Origin of the sequence: Meiothermus sp., from assembly GCF_026004115.1 — a bacterium.
Taxonomy (GTDB): Bacteria; Deinococcota; Deinococci; order Deinococcales; family Thermaceae; genus Meiothermus.
Window position 1 is genome coordinate 2,501,758 of record NZ_BPIM01000001.1, and the last position, 21,475, is coordinate 2,523,232.

Annotated in this window: 22 protein-coding genes; 8 read left to right on the plus strand and 14 right to left on the minus strand. The window is 62.7% G+C overall.

The window, feature by feature from the left end; genetic code table 11:
* Positions 1-186: 186 nt before the first annotated feature.
* The 7 genes from Q0X23_RS12145 (at position 187) to Q0X23_RS12175 (ending at position 5,965) form a co-directional block, all read left to right on the plus strand.
* The gene (locus Q0X23_RS12145; RefSeq protein WP_297860528.1) at positions 187-1,086 is read left to right on the plus strand and encodes an NAD(P)-dependent oxidoreductase; all 900 of its coding nucleotides are present in this window, start codon (positions 187-189) and stop codon (positions 1,084-1,086) included.
* 89 nt (positions 1,087-1,175) lie between these two features.
* Positions 1,176-1,664 (plus strand): hypothetical protein, encoded by a 489-nt coding sequence (locus tag Q0X23_RS12150; RefSeq protein ID WP_297860529.1) that lies wholly within the window; start codon positions 1,176-1,178, stop codon positions 1,662-1,664.
* A gap of 35 nt (positions 1,665-1,699) precedes the next feature.
* Positions 1,700-2,755 carry a MoxR family ATPase gene (locus tag Q0X23_RS12155; protein WP_297860530.1) on the plus strand — a complete coding sequence of 352 codons (1,056 nt, stop codon included), beginning with the start codon at positions 1,700-1,702 and terminating at the stop codon, positions 2,753-2,755.
* Positions 2,756-2,779: 24 nt separating this feature from the next.
* Positions 2,780-3,772, plus strand: coding sequence for a DUF58 domain-containing protein (locus tag Q0X23_RS12160; RefSeq protein WP_297860531.1), 993 nt, complete (start codon positions 2,780-2,782; stop codon positions 3,770-3,772).
* Positions 3,769-4,833 (plus strand): VWA domain-containing protein, encoded by a 1,065-nt coding sequence (locus Q0X23_RS12165; RefSeq protein WP_297860532.1) that lies wholly within the window; start codon positions 3,769-3,771, stop codon positions 4,831-4,833. Before Q0X23_RS12160 ends, Q0X23_RS12165 begins: the two co-directional genes overlap by 4 nt.
* Positions 4,834-4,843: 10 nt before the next feature.
* Complete coding sequence (locus tag Q0X23_RS12170) at positions 4,844-5,005, plus strand: hypothetical protein (protein ID WP_297860533.1); 162 nt, start codon at positions 4,844-4,846, stop codon at positions 5,003-5,005.
* The gene (locus Q0X23_RS12175; protein ID WP_297860534.1) at positions 5,006-5,965 is read left to right on the plus strand and encodes a VWA domain-containing protein; all 960 of its coding nucleotides are present in this window, start codon (positions 5,006-5,008) and stop codon (positions 5,963-5,965) included. It abuts the gene before it with no gap.
* A gap of 62 nt (positions 5,966-6,027) precedes the next feature.
* On the opposite strand, the gene Q0X23_RS12180 is transcribed toward Q0X23_RS12175, so the two are convergent.
* Positions 6,028-6,636 carry an LON peptidase substrate-binding domain-containing protein gene (locus Q0X23_RS12180; protein ID WP_297860535.1) on the minus strand — a complete coding sequence of 203 codons (609 nt, stop codon included), beginning with the start codon at positions 6,634-6,636 and terminating at the stop codon, positions 6,028-6,030.
* A gap of 141 nt (positions 6,637-6,777) precedes the next feature.
* Between Q0X23_RS12180 and ggt the strand changes: the two genes are divergently transcribed.
* The gene (gene ggt, locus Q0X23_RS12185) at positions 6,778-8,478 is read left to right on the plus strand and encodes a gamma-glutamyltransferase (RefSeq protein ID WP_297860536.1); all 1,701 of its coding nucleotides are present in this window, start codon (positions 6,778-6,780) and stop codon (positions 8,476-8,478) included.
* Positions 8,479-8,486: 8 nt separating this feature from the next.
* Here ggt and Q0X23_RS12190 read toward each other — a convergent pair whose 3' ends face one another.
* The 13 genes from Q0X23_RS12190 to hpaC form a co-directional block, all read right to left on the minus strand.
* Positions 8,487-8,936, minus strand: a complete 450-nt coding sequence (locus Q0X23_RS12190) for a thioesterase family protein (RefSeq protein WP_297860537.1) — start codon at positions 8,934-8,936, stop codon at positions 8,487-8,489.
* A 75-nt stretch (positions 8,937-9,011) separates the two neighbouring features.
* Entirely contained in the window at positions 9,012-10,355 is a 1,344-nt protein-coding gene (locus Q0X23_RS12195) for an AMP-binding protein (RefSeq protein WP_297861218.1), read from the minus strand.
* Between the two features lie 15 nt (positions 10,356-10,370).
* A complete protein-coding gene (locus Q0X23_RS12200; protein ID WP_297860538.1) occupies positions 10,371-10,853 on the minus strand; it encodes a GNAT family N-acetyltransferase in 483 nt (160 codons plus the stop codon).
* Positions 10,850-11,599 (minus strand): SDR family oxidoreductase, encoded by a 750-nt coding sequence (locus Q0X23_RS12205; RefSeq protein ID WP_297860539.1) that lies wholly within the window; start codon positions 11,597-11,599, stop codon positions 10,850-10,852. The genes Q0X23_RS12200 and Q0X23_RS12205 overlap by 4 nt, the downstream gene beginning before the upstream one ends.
* Before the next feature lie 24 nt (positions 11,600-11,623).
* A complete protein-coding gene (locus tag Q0X23_RS12210) occupies positions 11,624-12,829 on the minus strand; it encodes an acetyl-CoA C-acyltransferase (protein WP_297861219.1) in 1,206 nt (401 codons plus the stop codon).
* A 56-nt stretch (positions 12,830-12,885) separates the two neighbouring features.
* Positions 12,886-13,263, minus strand: a complete 378-nt coding sequence (gene paaI, locus Q0X23_RS12215; protein ID WP_297860540.1) for a hydroxyphenylacetyl-CoA thioesterase PaaI — start codon at positions 13,261-13,263, stop codon at positions 12,886-12,888.
* The gene (locus Q0X23_RS12220; protein ID WP_297860541.1) at positions 13,260-13,997 is read right to left on the minus strand and encodes an ABC transporter ATP-binding protein; all 738 of its coding nucleotides are present in this window, start codon (positions 13,995-13,997) and stop codon (positions 13,260-13,262) included. Before Q0X23_RS12220 ends, paaI begins: the two co-directional genes overlap by 4 nt.
* A gap of 22 nt (positions 13,998-14,019) precedes the next feature.
* On the minus strand, positions 14,020-15,792 hold the full coding sequence (locus tag Q0X23_RS12225; RefSeq protein WP_297860542.1) for an ATP-binding cassette domain-containing protein: 1,773 nt from the start codon (positions 15,790-15,792) through the stop codon (positions 14,020-14,022).
* Positions 15,792-16,823 (minus strand): branched-chain amino acid ABC transporter permease, encoded by a 1,032-nt coding sequence (locus Q0X23_RS12230; RefSeq protein WP_297860543.1) that lies wholly within the window; start codon positions 16,821-16,823, stop codon positions 15,792-15,794. The genes Q0X23_RS12225 and Q0X23_RS12230 overlap by 1 nt, the downstream gene beginning before the upstream one ends.
* 85 nt (positions 16,824-16,908) lie before the next feature.
* On the minus strand, positions 16,909-18,102 hold the full coding sequence (locus tag Q0X23_RS12235; RefSeq protein WP_297860544.1) for an ABC transporter substrate-binding protein: 1,194 nt from the start codon (positions 18,100-18,102) through the stop codon (positions 16,909-16,911).
* Positions 18,099-19,673, minus strand: a complete 1,575-nt coding sequence (locus Q0X23_RS12240; protein ID WP_297860545.1) for a 3-hydroxyacyl-CoA dehydrogenase NAD-binding domain-containing protein — start codon at positions 19,671-19,673, stop codon at positions 18,099-18,101. The genes Q0X23_RS12235 and Q0X23_RS12240 overlap by 4 nt, the downstream gene beginning before the upstream one ends.
* A 211-nt stretch (positions 19,674-19,884) precedes the next feature.
* Complete coding sequence (gene hpaD / locus Q0X23_RS12245; RefSeq protein WP_297860546.1) at positions 19,885-20,856, minus strand: 3,4-dihydroxyphenylacetate 2,3-dioxygenase; 972 nt, start codon at positions 20,854-20,856, stop codon at positions 19,885-19,887.
* 96 nt (positions 20,857-20,952) lie between these two features.
* The gene (hpaC, locus tag Q0X23_RS12250) at positions 20,953-21,426 is read right to left on the minus strand and encodes a 4-hydroxyphenylacetate 3-monooxygenase reductase subunit (protein ID WP_297860547.1); all 474 of its coding nucleotides are present in this window, start codon (positions 21,424-21,426) and stop codon (positions 20,953-20,955) included.
* Between the last annotated feature and the right edge of the window lie 49 nt (positions 21,427-21,475).

Here is a 21,475-nt window from a genome sequence, read left to right on the forward strand (position 1 = left end):
AGCCACATGCATCAGTCGGGGGTGTCGCCGGATGAGGGAGCTTGGGATGACCCTCAGAACTAACTCTACTAAGGTTGGTATAAAGCCAGGCAAACCCAAATCTGGCAGCAAAAATTTGAGCACATTGCTCCATCGCATAAGGTGCTTGCCGAGACCAACGAAAGCGCTTGACGGTATAGTTTGGCTATGGTTTTTCAAGATCAGGAAGCGCATGTGAGAACGGCATTTATCGGACTTGGGGCTATGGGTTATCCGATGGCGGGGCACCTGGCCAAAAAATACGAGACCCTGGTATGGAACCGCACCTTTGCCAAGGCCGAGGCCCATGCCAAAGAGTTTGGCTCGAGGGCCGTGGATCTTCCCGAGGTGGCCCTAGCCGATATTCTCTTGACCTGTCTGCCCACTTCCCTCGAGGTTGACGAACTCGCCCAGAAGCTTTTGCCGTACTTGCGCCCCGGGATGCTGTGGATAGACCACACCTCGGGTGAACCGGAGCTGGCTAAGAAGACGGCCCAGATGCTAAAGGAGAGGGGGGTATCGTACCTGGACGCCTGTCTGTCGGGGGGTGTCGTTGGTGCGATGCAGGCCAGGGCAACCGTTATGGCGGGGGGCTCGCCGGAGGACTTTGCCCGGGCCAAGCCGGTGATGGAAGTCTACGCCGCCAAGATTGTGCACGTGGGGCCGCTGGGGTCGGGCCATGCGGTCAAGGCGGTCAACAACGCCCTGCTGGCGGTGAACCTGTGGGCCTTGAGCGAGGGCATGGTGGCCCTGGTCAAGCAAGGGGTGGATGCCGGGCTGGCCTTGGAGGTCATCAATGCTTCCTCGGGGCGCTCGAATGTGAGCGAGAATTTGTTCGGCCAGCGGGTCGTTTCACGCCAGTTTCCCAACACCTTCGCCCTGGGTTTGCTGGCCAAGGATATGGGTATTTGTGTAAAGGTGCTCGAGGCCGCCGGAACCCCGGCTCCCATGCTTCGGCAGGTGCGGGAGTTCTTCGAGATTGCCAAACGCGAAGTGGGCGCTGCCGAGGTAGATCACACCGCTGTGGCCCGACTGTTGGAGAAGTGGTCGGGGGTAGAGATCAAATGACCGCCTGTTCGGGCGCGGGAATGAGAAGCTTAGGCCCTAATCGTAGAACATTCTCAGATTGAACCCAGTATTGCATCATAAAGTAAAGCATGGAACAGGTCAGACTGGGTTCGTTGCTCAAACCCCTTGGGTTGGGCCTGGCTACGATGGCTTTGTTGGGCACGGGGTTTGTGGCAGGCCGCCTTTCGGCGCAACCACAACCGGGGGAGGCTTCGCAGACCCAGCGGGGGGTTCGGTTTCAAGCGGTTCAGTTTGACCAGCAGCAACTCCTGCCCGCACCTGATCCCCGCGAGTTAATTCCGCTTCAGCCAGGGCCAGGCCAGCCCCAACCGGGACAGGGCCAGGGCGAGGAGTGCCCCATCCTGATTTACCAGGATGGTCAGCTATTCCGCTTTGACCTGCCCGGACAGCAAATGCCAGGGCCTGGCGGCTCCATGCCGGGCCCTGGGAGGCCTGGAGGTTCTCCAGAACTCATTCCGCTCGACCCCAGCACCCCCTACATACCGAGTCCGCCTACGCCGCCCATGCCTGCACCCGCTCCCACCCCTCCTGAAAGCAACCCCGATCAGTCCATTTGAAACCAATGCAAATAAGTTAGCCGAAGAGGTTTTTTATGAGTGAAGCCCCCAAACCCTCCCTCGAGCCCCAAGCCGTGATGGATGCTGCCGCCAAGTTGCGCACCCTGTTGCTGGAAGTCAAGAAGGTAATTGTCGGTCAAGACCTGATGTTAGAACGCATGGTGGTGGCGCTCCTGGCACGGGGCCACATCCTGATTGAAGGGGTGCCGGGACTGGCCAAAACCCTGGCCATCAAGACCATGGCCGAGGCCATTGGGGCCAGCTTCAAGCGCATCCAGTTCACCCCCGACCTGGTGCCTGCCGACCTGGTGGGTACGCGCATCTACAACCCCAAAGAAGCCAACTTCGAGGTGGAGCTGGGCCCGATTTTCGCCAACCTGATTCTGGCCGATGAAATTAACCGGGCCCCCGCCAAGATTCAGTCCGCCCTGCTGGAGGCCATGCAGGAGCGGCAGGTCACCATCGGCCACGAGACCTTCAAGCTGCCCGACCCCTTTTTGGTGCTGGCCACCCAGAACCCCATCGAGTCGGAAGGCACCTACTTCCTGCCCGAAGCCCAGGTAGACCGCTTTATGTTCAAGGTCTGGATCGACTACCCTGCCTTCTACGAGGAGATGACCGTGGTAGACCGAGTTTCTACCAAGTTCGAGCGGGTAGCCGAGGTGCTCAGTGGTGACGACCTGCGCTACTTGCAGGCCATGGCCGACCAGGTTCATGTCCACCAGGCCGTGACCGAATATGCCGTGCGGCTCACCCGCGCGACCCGCGACCCCGGCGAGGTAGGGTTGTCGAACCTGAAAAAGTACATCAGCTTTGGTGGAAGCCCCCGCGCCAGCGTGAACCTGATTCTGGGCGCCAAAGCCCTGGCGATTGTACGGGGCCGTGAGTACGCCCTGCCCGAGGACGTGCGCGACCTGGCCCCCGAGGTGTTGCGCCACCGGGTGATTCTTTCCTACGAGGCCCTGGCCGACGAGGTGAAGCTCGAGGAAGTGGTACAGAAGATTATCGCCGCTACCCCTTTGCCCAAGGTGCACATTGGCGACCCCTACCGTGATACCCGCCCAACGGTTACGGAAAATCCTTCGGCCTAGCGCAACCTAAAGCTGTGGTGGCCTATGCTCTTTCGACGAGCCAGCAAAAACAAAATTGAAATCACCCTGACGCCAGAGCCCAAAGAGGCCATGCCCCCTTCACGCGAGCTACCGGCGGAGCTCCTGCGGAAGCTCGAGTTCAAGGTATTGAAGCGCCTGGACGGTTTTTTGTTTGGCGATTACACCGGCTTTTTCTACGGTCCCAGCCTGGACTTAGCCGAGGTACGGGAGTACCAGCCCGGCGACGAAGTGCGCCGCATCGACTGGAACGTGACCGCCCGCACCGGCAAGATTCACATCCGGCAGTACCGCGAAGAGAAGGAGGTCACGGTCTGGCTGGTGGTGGATTTATCGGCCTCGATGCGGTTTGGCACCCGGCGGGTGCTGAAGGCAGAGGAGGCGCTGGAGTTTGTCGGTACGGCGGCGGCCATCGTGGCCCGCCACGGGGATAAGGTGGGGGCCATCGGCTTTTCGGAGGCCGGCATGCGGGTGGTGCCTCCGGGCACGGGCCGTCGGCAGGCCCTGCGAATTTTGCACGAGCTGTATGGCTTGCTGGCGCTCGGCCAGGGGCAAGCCGCACCATCCCGTGCGCCGCACGCTTCCCTGGAGCAAGCCCTGGAGCACATTGCCAAAACCCTCAAGCGCAGGGCCCTGCTCTTTGTGGTGTCCGACTTCCTGAACCCCCAACCGGAGCAGGCGCTCCCTTGGACGCAGGGACTGCGTCGGCTGGCCTACCGGCACGATGTGGTGGCGGTGCGCATCTTCGACCCTGCCGAAAAAGAGCTGCCCAGAGCCGGCGAACTGCGCATGCGCGACCCGGAGAGCGGTGAAGAGATCTGGATTGATACCAGCGACCCCCGGGTTCGCCGTGCCCACGCGGCGTTGGTGCAGGCCCGAGAAGCCATGCTCGAGCGCACCCTGCGGGCCGCCCAGGTGGATGTGCTCAACCTGTCCACGGCCCAGGAAATTGTAGAACCCTTGCTCAAGTTCACCTTACGCAGAAGGGGGCGAAGATGAGTTTCACCTGGCCTGCTTTTTTGTGGCTCTTGCTACTAATCCCGCTGTTTATGGGCCTGCTGGTGTGGGCCAACCGACGGCGGGAGCGCACCGCCGAGGCCTTTGCCGATGCCCGCTTGCTCCCCTCGGTGGTGCGCCAACCGCCTAAAGCCCACGTGCGCTGGCCGCTGGCTCTGCAACTGCTGGCTTTGTTCCTTCTGCTTTTTGCGGCGGCCCGTCCGGTGGCCAGCCCGCCCTTGCCCACCAACAAGGCCGCCGTCGTGCTGGCGGTGGATACCTCGCGCTCCATGCTGGCCGCCGACCTCAACCCCAGCCGCCTGGAGGCCGCCAAGGCCACGGCCCGCAAGTTCATCGAGCTAGCACCTCCTACCACCCAGATTGGGCTGGTCAGCTTTTCCGACTCGGCCTCGGCCTTGGTGATGCCCACCACCGACCGCCAAAAGCTCCTGGAGGCCATCGAGCGCCTCAAACCGGCCCAAAACACCTCCATCGAGAACGCCATCGTGACCGGGGTGCGGATGCTGCCCGGGCGCAAGAACCTCAAGCCTCCTGCCGAATTGCAACCCCCTGGCCTGGGGCAGCCCGACCCCTTGCAGGGGGTGCCCGACCTGCCCGCGCCCGAGCAGGCCCAGTCTCCACAAGATCTGCCGCCGGGGAGTGTGGTTATTCTTTCGGACGGAGCCTCTAACGTGAGCACCAACCCCGGACTGCCCACCCGCAACAGCCTCGAGATCGCGGCCCGTTTTGCCAAAAATGCCAACGTCAAGCTCTTCACCTTCCCCATGGGGCAACCAGGGGGTACAGTGGCCCAGATTGAGGGGCGCAGCTATTACATCCCCTTCGAACCAAGGAACATGGAGCAACTGGCGCAGGCCACGGGTGGCAAAAACACCTACCCCCCCACCGAGGAGGCCCTCAAGGCCATTGCCAAAGAACTGGGCACGGTGATTCGCTGGGAGGGCACCAAAACCGAAATTGCCTCGCTACTCTCAGCATTGGCGGCCCTGCTGATGATTCTTGCCGCGGGCCTGAGCCTGCGCTGGCAGCGCCGGGTACCTTAGGGGAGGGGCGATGGGTTTTCTGGCACGCTGGAATCTGCTAACGCTCAGACTTATCATTTTGAGGGTGCTGCAGTCCCAGACCCTCGAGGTCAGCGGTATCCTGAGCTTGTTGGCAGCGCTGTTACTCGGCTTTAGCATTGGTGGGTCGGCTTTGAGGCGGCAGGTGGTTTGAATGATGTTTATCTGGCCGTGGGCCCTGGGTTTGTTGCTCTTGGTACCCCTGCTGGTCTGGCTATACCGGCAGGGTCTACGCCCGCCAGCCGAATCGGTGGTATTGCACCCGGATGTGGCCATGCTGGCGCGGATCTCGAGGCGAGCCCAAAACTGGCGACAGCACCTCTCGGCAGGGTTGTATTTGCTGGCGCTGGTTATGGCTGTTGTTGCCCTGGCCCGCCCGACCCTTCCGGTCTTGCAGGCCGACCCCAGGGCGGCGGTGGTGCTGGCGGTGGACATCAGCCGCTCGATGCAGGCTACCGACGTGCAGCCCAGTCGATTCGAGGCTGCTAGAGCTGCGCTGCGTACTTTTATTCGTGAACTGCCGGAGGGCATGCGGGTGGCTCTGGTGACCTTTTCCCGCGACGCTCAACTGGTAGTACCCCTCACCACCGACCGGGGGCGCTTGCTCGAGGCGGTGGACTTCCTCGAGCTGAACCTCGGCACCGCCATCGGCGACGCCATTCTGGAGAGCATTATGGCTCTGCCGCCGTTGTCCGAACGCGCCGAGGCCCCAGACCCCAGGAGCCTGGCCAGTATCATCCTGCTTACCGATGGTCGCAGTCTGGCCGGGGTGGACCCGGTAGAAGCTACCCAGGAGGCGGCCCGCCTTAAGATTCGGGTGCATGCTATTGGTATTGGCCGTACCTCCGAAGGCCCGGTGCCGGGACTGCCCGAACAGTATGCGCTGGCCGCGCAGTTCGACGAAGAGGCCCTCAAGGAGATTGCCCGGGTGGGCGACGGAGAATATTTCTTTGTGGACTCGGCGGCCAAGCTCAAAGAGGCCTACCGCACCCTGACCCGTCAGATGACGTGGCGGGTTCGTCGCGATGAGGCGACGGCGGTTTTTTCCCTGCTGGCCGCTGGGCTGTTGGTTCTTAGCCTGGCCCTGGCCCAGGTGCGGCGCAGGGTGGTTTAGAGCGGTCTTCGGGACCATTACACCGCGCGCAGTGCGTACTGGTGGAGGGAAGCACGATGGCCTCAAGCTTCAGCCGTGGTGCTCGAGATAGAGCCCTGGCGCATGAGGGCCTGGGCGAGCTCGAGCCGCGCAATGAGGGAGGGCGCCTCCAGCAGCGCTTGCCGGTCCGCAGCCGATACCCGCAGGTTAACGCACAAAAAGGAAGCCTGATAAAGGGGGTCGTCGGGCAGGTTGGCAATGGCCTCTTCCAGGGCTGCGGGGTCGGCAAGCCCGGCCATGTAGCTGCGAAAGGTGTCCATGGCGTCCCAGGCCGCCACAATCTCTTCGCTACGGGCGCTGCGCTCGAGCAAGTAAGGAATGTCAAGGGTTGTCTGATAGAGGTTTTTTTCGAAAACCCCCACGCCCTCCACACGGCACCGGTCGCCGCCCCGGCAGACGATGTTGAAGGTGCCATCGGGGTTTTCAGAAGCAGCCAGCAAGTCCACGTAGCCCCCCACCTCGCGGGGGCCCGACGCGGTAGCCAGGGTAATGACAAACCGCCGCTGGTCTTCGCTTTGGGCCAGCAAATCGCGCACCATCTGTTTATAGCGCTCCTCGAAGATGTAAAGCGGAATGAGGAGCCCAGGAAAGACCACCGTTTCGGGAAGAGGGAAAAGAGGCAGGCGCTTCACATTCACAAAATAGCCCAGTGGGGGTTGTAGGTGTGCAACGGCGATTCCTATCGCCGCTTTATTAACCTATGTTACATTCAGTCGGTATATCTGCTCAATATAACAAAGGGCATGAAAAAATATGCAGCAATACTCCTTTTCATGCTGGGTTTCGGACTGGCCCAGCCGACAGCCACGGGCACCGGGGGTGCCGCCGCCACTGTGGATGCCCTGGCGACCCGCGCCGCTATGGACATCCTGGCCCAGGGCGGGAACGCCATCGATGCCGCAGTGGCCGCCGCAGCGGTGCTGGGGGTGACCGAGCCTTACTCCTGCGGAATTGGCGGTGGGGGCTTTATGGTGGTCTACCTGGCCAAGGATAAACGGGTGGTGACCATCGACCACCGGGAGGTGGCCCCGGCCTATTTCAATCCCAGCGTGTTTAACGGCCCCAACGGTCAGCCGCTGCCCTTTGCCGAGCGGGTCAACAGCGGTCTTTCGGTCGGGGTTCCCGGCACGGTCAAGGGCTGGGAGGAAGCCCTGGCCCGTTATGGCTCCATGTCCCTGGGCCGGGTTTTGCAGCCGGCCATTCGGGTAGCGCAGCAGGGCTTTACGGTCGATGCCACTTTTGCTGCCCAGACCCAGGCCAACCTCCAGCGCTTCCGCTACTTCACCTCCACCAGCGCTCTTTTTCTGCCGGGCGGCAATGTACCTGCGGTGGGCTCTACTTTTCGTAACCCCGACCTGGCCCGTACCTACTTGCTCCTGGCCTCGGGGGGAAGCCGTGCTTTCTATACAGGCCCCCTCGCCCAGGCCATTGTCAATACGGTCAACAACCCGCCCATCGCGCCCGAGGTGACCGCCAACATCCGTCCGGGCCGCATGACCCTTGCGGACCTGGCCAACTACGAAGCGCGCATCCGTCAGCCGATTGTGAGTAGCTACCGGGGCTATACCCTCTACGGAATGGGTTTGCCCAGCAGTGGAGGGCCTACCATCGCCCTGGCCCTGAATCTGCTCGAGGGTTTCGATCTTAAGGCCCTGCCCCGCGAGCGGGCGCTGCATCTGTACCTCGAGGCTTCCCGTCTGGCTTTTGCCGATCGCAACGCCTACATGGGAGACCCCGAGTTTTTGGATGCACCCATGGCCGGCTTGCTCTCCAAGAAATACGCCGAAGAACGCCGCAAGGCCATCGGTGAGCGGGCCGCCGAGGGTTCGGTGCAGGCAGGGGACCCCTATCCCTTCCAGCAAGACCCCTCCACCCCGCTGAGACCAAGAGCGCAAACACAGCGTTGGGAAGGGGAGTCCACTACCCACCTCACCGTGAGCGACAAGGAAGGCAATATTGTTTCTTATACCTTTACCATCGAGTCCACCGGCGGCAACGCCATGGTGGTACCGGGGTACGGCTTCTTGCTCAACAACGAACTCACTGACTTCGATGCAGCCGTTCCTCACCCCAACAGCCCCGAGGCTTACAAGCGTCCGCGCAGCAGCATGAGCCCCACCCTGGTCTTCCGCGATGGAAAACCGGTGCTGGCTTTGGGCTCGCCCGGCGGTGCCACCATCATCACCACGGTACTTCAGACGCTAATTAATGTGCTCGACTTTGGCATGCCCATTGACCAGGCCCTGGCCGCGCCCCGCCTGAGCCAGCGCAACCTGCAGACCACAGGTGTAGACGGAGGTTTCGAACGAAGCCCGGAGGCCCAGGCCCTCCTGGGGCTGGGCCATCGGTGGGCCCCTACCGCCGAAATTGGGGCCCTTACAGCCATTGCTTTCAATCCAGACGGCTCGGTAACGGCGGCTGCCGAGCCAGTGCGCCGGGGTGGGGGCGCGGCTGCGGTGGAACGCTCGAGGTAGCGCAGGATTCAACGGTCGGCAGGCCGGTCACGGCTGGCCTGCCAGCGCTCTTGTAGCTTCTCAAATATGCGCAACAGCTTGGCCCTGGGCAATATAACCTGCTCGGTGTAGCCCTCGCCAATCCGGTCACCCAGCTCGTTCCAAGCCGTGCAGCGGGCGTGTACGCGGTTGCCCTCGGTGCGCAAATGCTCGGCGACCACGCGAACCTTCATGCCGGGCAGGGCGGAGGCCTGGTGGTCCACGCTGACCTTGGAGCCAATGCCCTCCTCGCCTTCTTCCAGGAAGGGCAGAATAATCTTGCGGCCGGCCAGCTCCATGTGTTTGGCCATCCAGTAGGTGGCGTAAACCGGGTGCAGTTTGCCGAGCTGGGGGTCGTCCGCGTGCTCGAAGTCCACGGTCATTTCATCGCTAACTACCGTCTCGAAAGTGGCCTGGTAGCCAATGGGAATGGGTTTCATAATCTTGCCGATAGCGAATAGCGGGTAGCGGATAGCGTTGTTTCTGCTTGGCTCATGGCCATCCGCTATGGGCTTTTAGCTTATTTTGCGCAGGTCTGCCACCCGCTTGAGCTTACCGCCCTCGCTGCGGGGGGCGCTGCCGGGGTTGATGAGCGAGACCCGCACCGAGATGCCGACGTTGTCTTTGATTTTCCTGGACACCTTTTCGCGCAGGTGGGCCAGCCGGTGGTCGGCCTCGATGACCTCGTCGGAAAGCAACTGCTGGCCAATTTCGCGGAAGAAGGGCTCGGAGACCTCGAGCTTCAACGCCACCTCGTCCATGGTGCCCTCGCGGGTGAGCACAATCTGGTAGTGCGGGGCTACCTCGGGTATTTCCTTCAGCACCGCCTCGATCTGGGTGGGATAGACATTGACCCCGCGCACAATCAGCATGTCGTCGGTGCGGCCTCGAATCTGGGCCATGCGGGCGTGGGTGCGTCCGGAAGGGCCGGGTTCACGGGTAATGTAGGTCAGGTCGCCGGTCCAGTAGCGCAGAATGGGCATGGCTTTTTTGGTCAGGGTGGTGAGAACCAGCACCCCCACCTCGCCCTCGGGCAGGGGCTCGCCGGTCTCGGGGTCTACAACCTCGGGGTAGAAGTGGTCTTCCCAGATGTACGAAAGCCCCTCGCGCTCGTTGACGTCCTCGTTGGAGACGCCGGGGCCGATAATCTCCGAGAGGCCGTAGATGTTGGTGGCCTTGACCCCCAGCCCGGCGTCCACGCTCTGGCGGATGGTCTCGGTCCAGGGCTCGGCCCCCAGAATGGCGTACTGAAGGCTAATTTCCTCGGGGGCCACCCCTCGCTTTTTGAACTCCTCGGCCAGGGTCTGGGCATAAGAGGGGGTGCAGGAGATCATCTCGGGCTTGAAGTCCTGGATGAGCATAATCTGCCGGTCGGTCATGCCGCCGGAGATGGGCACCACAATCATGCCCAGCTTTTCTGCGCCGCCGTGCAGGCCCAGCCCACCGGTAAACAGGCCGTAGCCATAAGCGTTGTGCAGCATCATGCCGGGCCGCCCCCCCGCCGCGGCCAAGGAGCGGGCCACCACCTCGGCGAACACCTCGAGGTCGCCTTTGGTGTAGCCCACCACGGTGGGCTTGCCGGTGGTGCCGGAGGAGGCGTGAATGCGGGCCAGCTCGTGGCGGGGCACGGCAAACAGGCCGAAAGGATAGGTGTCGCGCAGGTCTTTCTTTTTGGTAAAGGGCAGTTTGTGCAGGTCTTCGATGCCGCGAATGTCAGAGGGCCTGACCCCTCGTTCGTCGAAGGCTTGCTTGTAAAAGGGTATGCGCTCGTACACGTAGGCCACCTGCTCGCGCAAGCGCTGGCTTTGCAACTCGGTGAGCTTGGGACGGGGGAGGGTCTCGAGTTCGGGTTGAAACATCGGCATAGGTACCTCTTAGAGCTTGAGCTTCATACCTTCATGGCTGGAGATGAAGCCCAGGCGCTGATAAAAGCGGTGAGCGTCTCGGCGCGATTTGTCGGTGGTGAGCTGTACCAGTGCGCAGCCTCGCTGCCGGGCGTACTCTATAACCCACTCCATCATCACCCGGCCCAGACCCTGGTTGCGCAGGGTATGTTCAATGCGAACCGCCTCGATCTGTGCGCGCCAAGCCCCCTGACGTGATATGCCCGGTATAAGGCTGAGCTGAAAGGTGCCCACAATGCGGCCCTCCTGCTCCACCACCGCCAAAAACTGGTTGGGATCGGCCTCGATTGCCTCGAAGGCCCGGTAGTAGCTCTCGGGCAGGGGGTTGGTGAAGGCTTCTCGAGTTTGCCCCAGGGGGTCGTCGGCCAGGAGCCTTACAATCTCGGGCAGGTCGACGCGGTTGGCCCGGCGGATCAGGCCATGGCCCTTGGGCAGGGGGAAGGCTGCGCTCATAAGGCGGTCATCCCCCCATCCACGGCCAGAACCTGCCCGGTCACATAGTCCGAGGCCGGGCTGCACAGGTACAGGGCGGCGGCAGCCAGCTCGCCCGTTTTGCCGATGCGGCCCAAAGGGGTGCGCTCGCGCACAAGTTGCTCGGTGCGGGCCAGCAGCTTCTCGGTCATGCGGGTGGGGAAGAAGCCGGGGGCCAGGGCATTGACCCGGATGCCATAGGGCCCCCATTTGACGGCCAGGTCGCGGGTGAGGGCAATGAGCGCCCCCTTGGAAGCCGAGTAGGCGGCGGCGTCCATGACCTCGCTGGGGCTGCCGGCCAGCCCGGCCACCGAGGCGATGTTGAGAATTTTGCCGTAGCCACGTGTTTTCATGCTGCGGGCTGCAATGCGCGAGGCCAGGAAAGCCCCGGTTACGTTGATGTCCAGTACCTCGCGGATTTTTTCCACCGGTACTTCCAGCGCGTCCTGGCCCCAGGTGACCCCGGCGGCATTAACCAGGATGTCAATGGGGCCGGTGCGGGCAAAGGCGGCCTCGAGGCTTCCTTCGTCCTGAACATTGCCCACCAGGATTAGAGCGTCCGGTATGAGCTTCAGGGCCTCCTCGAAGAAGCTCTCCCGCCGGGCGAGCAACGCAACTTTGGCCCCGGCTTCGCGCAAGCCACAGGCAATCTCCAGCCCCAGACCCCTCGAGCCCCCGGTCACGAGGGCGGTTTTGCCGTTCAGGCTGAACTGATCGAGGACTTTCATACACCCAGATGATACCGCCTGCCCTCAGACCTGCTCCACCACCATGGCGATGCCCTGGCCCACCCCGATGCACATGGTGGCCAGGCCAAACTGCACCCCCCGGCGCTGCATCTCGTGTACGAGGTTGGTCAGGATACGGGCCCCCGAACAGCCCAGGGGGTGACCAATGGCGATGGCTCCCCCGTTCACATTCAGCCGTTCGTCCTCGGCCTCGAGGCCCCACTCGTAGAGCACGGCCAGGCTCTGGGCGGCAAAAGCCTCGTTGAGCTCTATCAGACCTATATCGGCCAGGTTAAGCCCGGCCCGCTTGAGGGCTTTCTGGGTTGCGGGCACCGGCCCAATGCCCATAATGCGCGGCTCCACGCCTGCTACCGCCATCGAGCGAACCCGGGCCATTGGTTTTAGCCCGTGGGCCTCGGCGTAGGTTTTGGAAGACAGCAAGACCGCTGCGGCCCCGTCGTTCAGCGAAGAAGCGTTGCCTGCTGTAACGCTGCCCCCCGGCCTGAACACGGGTTTGAGCTTGGCCAGGGCCTCTAAACTGGTGTCGGCCCTGGGCCCTTCGTCGGTGGTGACTTGTTCGATATTGCCCTTGCGGTCTTTTACCTCCACCGGCACCATCTGACTTTGCAGCACCCCGCTCTGCTGGGCCCGGATGGCCTTCTGGTGAGATTGTAGAGCGAAGCGGTCCTGGGCTTCGCGGGGAATCTTGTACTGCTCGGCCAGGTTTTCGGCAGTCTCGCCCATTGAATCGGTGCCGTAGAGTTCCTTCATTCTGGGGTTTACCAGCCGCCAGCCCAAGGTGGTGTCGAACATGGTCACGTTGCCGGTAGCAAAGCCCTTCTCGGACTTGGGCACCACCCAGGGGGCCCGGCTCATGCTTTCCACCCCACCCCCAATGTAAACCTGACCCTCTCCCAGCATGAGGGCTCGAGCGGCGCTGGCCACGGCGTCTAAGCCGCTGCCGCACAAGCGGTTGATGGTGCTGCCCCCCACATGGATGGGCAGGCCCGCCAGCAGCAAGGCCATGCGGGCCACGTTGCGGTTGTCCTCGCCGGCCTGGTTGGCGCAGCCCATGTACACGTCTTCCACATCGCTACCGGGGATGCCGGAGCGCTCCAACAGGGCTTTGAGGGGAATGGCCCCCAGGTCGTCGGGTCGCACCGAGGCCAGGGCCCCTCCGTGCTTTCCTACCGGTGTGCGAACAGCGTCCAGAATGTATGCTTCCATGATTGTCCTGTGTTTTACCCTCTGGGGTTCTATTGGGCAAGGGGTTTTGGCGAACCCCCCTAGGCGGAGGTTTCCATACGGAAGACCGTGCCGGTAAACAGCGCCACCACCCGCTCGCCGCTGCGGATTTCGATGCGGTAGGTAGCGGTGCGGCGGCCCAGGTTTTCTTCGCTGGCGTGGGCTTCCAGATATTCTCCGGCCCGTACGGCCTTGAAGTACTGCATCTGGGTGGAGAGGGCCACTGCGGGGGTGCCGTGGGCGTTGGAGGCCAGGGCAAAAGCGGCATCGGCCAGGCTATAGAGGAAGCCGCCGTGACAAGAGCCGTGGATGTTGAGGTGCTCTGGCTTCACCTGAGCGGCTACCACGGCCTTGCCAGGCTCCAGTAGCTGGGTCTTCAGGCCCAGCAGCTGCATGTAGGGGTCGGTGGTGGCGGTCATGATCCGGCTTCGGTTTTGGTGCGGATACCCAGGTAGCTCTCAATTACCCGTGGGTCGTGCAGCAGGTCTTGTCCCCGGCCCTCCATGACCAGCTCACCGGCCTCGAGCACATACCCCCGGTCGGCCAGTTTGAGGGCCATGCGGGCGTTCTGCTCCACCACCAGGATGGGGGTACCCTGGGCTTTGAGCTGACCCAGGATGTGAAAAATCTCCTGCACAATCAGCGGGGCCAGCCCCAGGCTGGGCTCGTCCAGCAGCAGGAGTTTGGGCCGAGCCATGAGGGCTCGCCCAATGGCCAGCATCTGCTGCTCCCCCCCGGACATGGTGCCCGCGAGTTGCTTGCGGCGCTCGAGCAGGCGGGGGAAGAGGGTATAGACACGCTCGAGGTCTTCGCGGATGCCCTTTTCGCGCCGCTGGAAGCGAGAAAAAGCCCCTAAGAGCAGGTTATCTTCTACTTCCATCGAGGCAAACAGTTCACGCTTCTCGGGCACCATCACCAGGCCCTGGGTGGCCAGGGCCTCGGGGCTGCGGCGCGCCAGGGTCTGCCCCTGGTAGCGCACCGTGCCGCTGGTATTCACCAGCCCCACAATCCCCTTGAGGGCGCTGCTCTTACCCGCGCCGTTGGGGCCAATGAGCGTGATAGCCTCGCCCGCCCCCACCGAGAGCGACAGGTTGCGCACAGCTTCCACAGCGCCATAGCGCACGGTGAGGTTTTGTACTTCCAGCACGCTCATGCCAGCTCCTTTTTGGCCCCGTTCATGCCACCTCCCCCAGGTACGCCTCGATCACCTTGGGGTTGCGCTGCACCTCGGCAGGGCTACCCTCGGCTAGCTTTTCCCCATAATGCATCACCACCACCCGGTCGACCAGTCCCATTACCAGATCCATGTCGTGATCCACCAGCAGCACCGTGACCCCTTCGTTCACCAGCTTGCGGATTAGAGCGGCAAACTGGCGTTTTTCCCCGGCCCTGAGTCCGGCGGCGGGTTCGTCTAACAGCAGCACCTCGGGCCCCGAGGCCAGGGCCCGGGCAATTTCCAGCAGGCGCAACTGGCCAATCGCCAGTCCATCGGCTTTTTGGTGGGCAATCTGGGCTAGCCCCACCCGCTCCAGCGCCCGGTAGGCTTCGGCCAGGGCGGCTTTTTCCTCTGACCCCTGCCAGCCAAGCATGGAGGCCACCAGACCCCGCTGGGTTCGGGCATAAGTGCCCAGAGCGGCGTTTTCCAGCACGCTCATCTCGGGAAAGAGGTGGGGGTGCTGGAAGGTGCGGGCAATCCCCAGCCGGTGTACCTCGTAGGGCATGCGGCCCGATATGACCTGGCCCTTGAAGCGCACCGCACCCTCGCTGGGGGCATAGACCGAGGTAATCATGTTGAAGCAGGTGGACTTGCCCGCGCCGTTGGGGCCAATGAGGGCCAGAATCTCGCCCCGACGGAGCTGGAAGCTCATGCCATTGACCGCCAACAAGCCGCCAAAGCGCTTGGTCAGGTTGTCCACCTCGAGCACCACCTCGCCCGCCTGCCCGCTGCTCAGTCGAGTCGGCAGGCCGCTGCCGCTGGGGTTTTGCGCCCGGGCCTTGGGCAAATAGCGCTCGAGGAAGGTCCACAGGCCCTTGGGGGCGAACATCAAAATCAGTACCAGAATGAGGCCGTAAGCGATGATTTCGTAGTTCCCGGTGCGCCCAAAGATGCGCGGCAAGAGGCCCTTCAGGATTTCCTCGAGGCCCGTCACCAGCCCCGAGCCCAGAATGACCCCCGGAATGCTCCCCACCCCGCCGGCTACCGCTGCAATCAGATACTTGATGGAGGCTTCCAGACTAAAGGGGGTGGGGTTGATGAACTTCTGGTAGTGCACATAAAGCCAGCCTGCCAGGCCCGCATAGATGGCCGAAAGCACAAAAACCTGGAGTTTCAAGACCGCCGGATTGACGCCAAAACTGGCTGCGGCAATGGCGTCGCCCTTGGAGGCCCGCATGGCCCGCCCGTTGCGGCTGTTGGTCAGGTTCCAGGCGGTCCAGGCCCCAACCAACACAAAGAACCAGGCCAGGTAGAAAAAGCTTCGGCTGTCGTTCAGGGTAAAGCCGAAGATAGAAATAGGAGGAATTCCGCGCAGGCCGGTGTGTCCGCCGGTCAGATCAATCCAGCTTCCCATGGCGATATACAAGGCCATGCACCAGGCAATGGTCGAAAGCGGCAGGTAATGGCCTTTGAGGCGGGCGGTAATGCCTCCCAGAACCAAAGCGCCGCCGACCGCCATCAGAATCCCCAGGGGAAGGGTGAACCAGGGGTTCCAACCCTGGCCAATAGTCAGGAGGGCACTGGTGTAGGCGGCCAGACCCATGAAGGCGGCTTGCCCAAAGCTGGTCATGCCCGCGAGGCCCGTGAGCAGATAAAGCCCCAGGGCGACCAACGCGCCAAAGGCAATGTAGTTGCCTACAGTCAGGTAAAACGAGGTAGGGGGCAGTAAAACCGGTAGCAACAGCACCAGCGCCACGGCCGCCAGGGTGAGGGGGGAAAGCCTGAGGTTCATCAGTCTTCCTCCCCGATTTCGTGGCTTTGCAGGCTACGCCACAACAGGATGGGCAGCAGCAGGGCAAAAACGATGGCGTCCTTATAGGCGCTGGCCTGGAAAGAAGCCCACGACTCCATAGCCCCCACCAACAAGGCCCCCACCACCGCCAGTGGGTAGCTAACCAGGCCGCCCAGAATTCCGGCCACGAAGCCCTTGAGCCCCAGCAAGAAGCCCTGGAAATAGGCCGGGGAGATCAGAGGTGCCAGCAGCATCCCGCTCACACAGGCAATGAACGTGGCAATGCCAAAAGAAACATAACCGGCCTGACTGGGACTGATGCCCAGGAGCCGGGCCCCGTACCGATTGACGGCGCAGGCCCGCAGGGCCTTGCCGAAGATGCTGCGGGTAAAAAAAAGGTAGAGCCCCACCATAGCCACCAAGGCAAAGCCGTACACCAGGAAGGCCTGGTTGTTCACCGGCACGAGCCCAAGAGTGGTTTGCCCGGACAGGATGGGGGGCAGGCGGAACTGCTCGGGACCAAAAAACACCAGCCCCAAACCCATAAAGGCAAAGTGTAAACCCACTGCAATAATCAGATAGGTCAGCACGCTGGCGTTCTTGGCAGGTTCGAAAAAAAGCCGGTAGGAAGCGGGGCCAATAGGCAGCACCACCAGGATGGCTAAAAGCCAGCCCAGCCACATCGGTACCCCCTGGGCACCCCACCAGGCCAGGCCCAGCACGCTGAGCGCGCCCAGCAGGAGCAATCCGACCCGTCTAAGGTTTGTTCGGTCTAAAACGGCCCACCAGGTCAACATGGCGGCGGCCAGCCAGGCCGTGCCGGGAATCTGGCCCTCTAGGTTGAGCCCGCTGACCTCGGAGGGCAGGAACCACACGTAGGTGAGGGGGGCAAACACCAAAAATTCACCCAGTGGAACCAGAATTACCCGGGTCACCGCAAAAACCAGAACCAGCGCGAGGCCCAGCAAGGCGTAGATAGTGCCGTTTTGCAGGGCGTCTGCGGTCAGAAAGGAAACAATCGTCCAGTCCATAAGAAAAGAGCAGGGGGAGGGGGAGCCAGGGGGAGGGGAGCGAGGGGATGCCCCCAGCTCCACCAAAACCCCTGCCCCCAGCTCGTTACCTGAAGGTGCGCAGCAGCTTCCAATCCAGCTTGCCAGCAGGCGTTTTGACAATCTCCACCATGACCGCCGCCTCGTTGAAGCGCAGGCCCAGGTGGTCGGTGGGCGACATGTTGAAGATACCGTGGGTGCCCACTACATTTCGGGTGGCCTCGAGTTCATCGCGCAGCACCCGGCGGAAGGCAGCCAGATTGGTGGTTTGTTCACGCCGCAAGGCCCGCTCGAGGGCCGGGCGCAGGATGGCCCAGGCATCGTAGGCGTGGCCGCCAAAGGTGGAGTAGCTGCCAATGCCAAAGCGCGACTCGTACTGCTGGACATAGCTTGTGGCGACCTGCCGGTTGGGGAAGTCGGGCGGCAGTTGGTCGAAGACCAGCACCGGGCCCGCGGGCAGCCGGGTGCCCACCACCACGTCGCCACCCACCCGCAGGAAGTCGGGGTTGGCCACGCCGTGGGTCTGATAAATAAGGCCGCGGTAGCCGCGCTCGCGCAGGGTGCGCTGGGGCAGCACCGGCGCGGTACCCGAGCCCCCAATCAAAACCGCATCGGGGTTGCGGGACAGGATGCGTAGAATCTGTCCGGCCACCGAGGTATCGGTGCGGGCAAAGCGCTCGGAGGCCACCACCTGGATGCCGGCCTCGCGGGCCGCCGCCTCAAAGGCTCGCGCCCAGCCCTCGCCATAAGCGTCGTTAAAGCCGATGTAAGCGGCTGTCTTGACCCCGGAGGCGGCCATGTCCCGCACGATGGGCTGGCTCATCTGCTGCTCGGTCTGTGGGGTTTTAAACACCCAGCGCCGCTTTTCGTCCACCGGGAAGACAATTTCTAAGTTGGCTGCCATCGAGATTTTGGGCACGCCGGCCTCGGCCACCACATCGATCATGCCCAGGCTGGCCGGGGTGGTGGTGGTGCCGATGATGGCCAGCGCCTGGTCTTCCTGAACAAGCCGCCGGGCGGCCCGCACGGCCTGGGTGGTGTCGGAAGCATCGTCGATAATCACAAATTGCACCGGACGACCCGCTACCCCGCCCCGCCGGTTGACCTGTTCTTCCAGCAGAACCAGGGTGTTGCGCTCGGGGATACCCAGGCTGGCTGCGGGGCCGGTGGCCGAGACCACTACCCCGATTTTGAGCGGGGCCTGCTGGGCCAGGCCCAGCCCCAGTCCAAGTGCCAACAGTCCTACCAAAACTCGCTTCATGTTGCCTCCTTTGTGCGGGTTAGTAAATCTCCCGGGGCGAGGGCCCCGGATAGATCCCCAAAGGTTTCGAGCCCGGCTGCCACCATCCGGCGCAGCAGGGGGTGAGGGCGGTAGCGGTCCTCGCCCAGCTCGGCGTGCAGGCCGTCCAGCGCCCGCAGGATGGGCTTGAGCCAGATGAACTCGGCCCATTCCAGGGGCCCCAGCGGATAGCCTGTGCCCAGGCGCATGGCCCGGTTCAGGTCTGCCGGGCTGGCCACGCCCTCAGCCAGGGCCGAGACCGCCTCGTTGATGAGCAAGGCCAGGATGCGAAACCCCACCCCGCCGGGCTGATCTTGCAGTACCAGGGTGGTGCGCCCGTGGGCCTTGAAATAGCTTTGGGCCAGCTCGAGGGCCCTGTTTTCACCTCGCAGCGGGGCGTACAGTTCGACAATAGCCTTCTCGCCGATGGGTGGAACCAGGCTAAACCCGGCCAGCGGGCGTCCGTGGAACTCGGCCTGCACACCGCTCACGGAATGACCCCAGACCAGCGAAACCACCGGCAAGTTTTCGAAAAAGTCGTGCTTGCGCTCGAGCTTGACCCGGCAGTCCAGCACGAACTGCGCTTCGGCCACATTCTCGGTGTGGCGGAAGCGGGCCCGCAGCTCTTGGGCCAGGGGGTTGGGACCGATGATGATGGGAAGTGGGATATCGCCGGTTTGCGCCACAGGGGGTTCAGGCGGGGTAGGAGGCCCCGGCGGGTAGCTGTACCAGCCCTGTCCGGTTTTACGCCCCAGCAGCCCGGCGGCTACGCGCTGGTACTGCAAGGGGTGGGGCCTGTAGCGGGGTTCGCCGTAAAAAGCCTGATAGACCGAGCTCGAGGCGGCGTAGTTGACGTCCAGCCCGATCAAGTCCATCAGCTCAAAGGGCCCCATGGGGAAACCCAGTCCCCGCAGGATCCAGTCGATGCGCTCTTTGGGGATGCCCTCGCCATGGAGCCGCAGGGCTTCCCCGTAAAAGGGGCGGGCCACCCGGTTGACCAGAAACCCGGGCGCATCCGCGACCTGCACCGGCTCCTTGCCCCAGGCTTGCATCAGGTTGAAGGCGCGCTTTAGAAGGTCGGGGCTGGTTTGCAGACCTCCAATCACCTCGACGAGCTTCATGCGCTGGGCGGGGTTGAAAAAGTGCAGGCCGAGCACCCGCTCCGGGTGCTTGACCCTACCCGCAATGGCCGAGACCGAAAAGGTAGAGGTGTTGGTGGCCAGGATGTTGCTGGGGTTAAGCTCGCCCAGCTTGCCCAGCAGCTCTTGTTTGAGCTCGAGCTTCTCCGGTGCTGCCTCGATCACCAGGTCGGCCTGGGCGCAGTCCTCCAGAGACTGAGTGGTGTGGATGCGGGCCAGAGTTTCTTCTACCGACCCCTGCAAACGCCCTTTCTCGGCCATTTTTTGCAGGTCGGCGCGGATTTCGTTTAGCGATTTTTCCAGCGCTTGCGGCACAGGATCGTATAAGCGTACCCCGTGATCCGCCAACGCCGCTACCTGGGCGATGCCCCGGCCCATGGTGCCCGCCCCCAAAATCGCCACAGTTTCCTTCACCAAGCCTCCCTAATAACCAAACAAACACTCGTTTGTTTACCTTTATGTTGGGCGTCAGTCTAAACGTCAGTTTTCTCGCTGTCAAGCACTTTGCGCACCCTCTTCAAGCAGGTTGGCTACGTCCTTTATGGTCTCTAGCTCTGCTGGTGGGAGGCGTCTTATGGGTCCTTCGGCAGGGGGGTATACAACTAGTCGGCAGGGGGTCGTACATCTAGATGACGTGCTGGGGCAGCCCTTGAAGCTCCGATTCCTGAATCTTTACCCAACCCCCCTCGAAGGCTTCCAAGAGCGAACCCTCCAGGAACCAGCTTTTAGGGGTTTTGGCGCCCCACAGGGTCTGGCGGCGGGGGTCGTTGAGGCTCCAGCGGATGGGCTCGAAGTCGGGGTCTACCGTGGTGTAGTCGGAGGTATACAGCTCGATGCGGTGGCCGTCGGGGTCGCGCAGGTACAGGAAAAAGGCGTTGGAAACCCCGTGCCGACCCGGCCCGCGTTCGATGGCCTCGGTCTGCATGGCCCCGGCCAGGATGTCGCAGGCCCGGATAATGCTCATGGCGTCGGGCATCCAGTAGGCGAAGTGGTGCAGCCGGGGGCCGGTTCCGTTGGTGAGGGCCAGGTCGTGCACGTTGCCCTTGCGGTGAATCCAGGCGGCCCAGATTTTGCCGTCGTCGCCCTCGGTGTACTCCGACATCCGAAAGGCCAGCTTGTCCATGTACCAGCGGGTCATGGCCTCGACCTGAGGGGTCATTATGTTGATATGATCGATGCGCTGGATACCGGGCCCTTTGTGCAGGTCGTAGCGCTGTAAAAGCCAGGGGTATTTCTGGCTTTCGGCGTAAAAGGCCACCGGCACGCCAAAGGGGTCTTGAACGCGGAGCATCCGGGGTCGGTCTTGTTCGGATTCCCAGCGGTGGGGCAGGCCCAGGGCCTCGGCCAGTTCGGCCAGAAGTTGCAAGTCGAGCTCACCGGCCACCCGGTAGGCCAGGTGCTTGATGCCGGCCTCGGGGGCCAGCTCGAGCTTGAGGGTCCACTCGCGGTCTTCGGTGCCGCGCAGGTAGAGGGCGCCCGGGTTTTCGTGCAGCACGTTCAGGCCCAGCAAGTCCACGTAGAAGTGGCGCGATCGCTCGAGGTCGGTCACGTAAAACACCCCGTGGCCGATGCGGACAATATTGGGTATCTGGTTCATGGTTGCACCCCCATCGTGTATAGGTTCTATTTCGCTTGCCAGCGGATAGGGAAAGCTTAAGTTCAGTGCATTTGGCCTTGAGCCTACAGCTTCAGGCTAGGGTAGCTGCCGATAGCTGCGGTTCCAGTACAGCAAGGGCCGGGTATTGCTACCCAGCGCTACTTTTTCCACCTCTCCCACCACAATCTTGTGGGTGCCCCCCGGGTAGACCGCCCAGGTGCGGCAGTAGAGTGTGGCCAGAGCCCCCTCCAGGGCCGGGCTGTCCTCATCGGTGAGGGGTTGGTAGCCGTCCAGCGGTCGGCCCGCAAAATGGGCCGACGTGTGCTCGTGGCCCTCGGCCAGGAGGTTCACGGTAAAACGGCCGGCCTGCTCCAGCACGGGCCAGAGCTGGGCGGTTTCGTTGATACAGACCAGGATCAGGGGGGGCTCGAGGCTTACGCTGGTAAAGCTGCTGGCGGTCATGCCCCGGGCCTCGCTCTGGAAGCGAGCTGCGATCACCGTGATGCCGCTGGGCCAGTAGCTCATGGCCTGACGGAGCTGGTCGGAAAGCGAGGTTTGGGCGGTTTTCATGTGGAGTGAAGTCAATGGTCTATAGTCCATGGTCTATGGACTCAGGCAG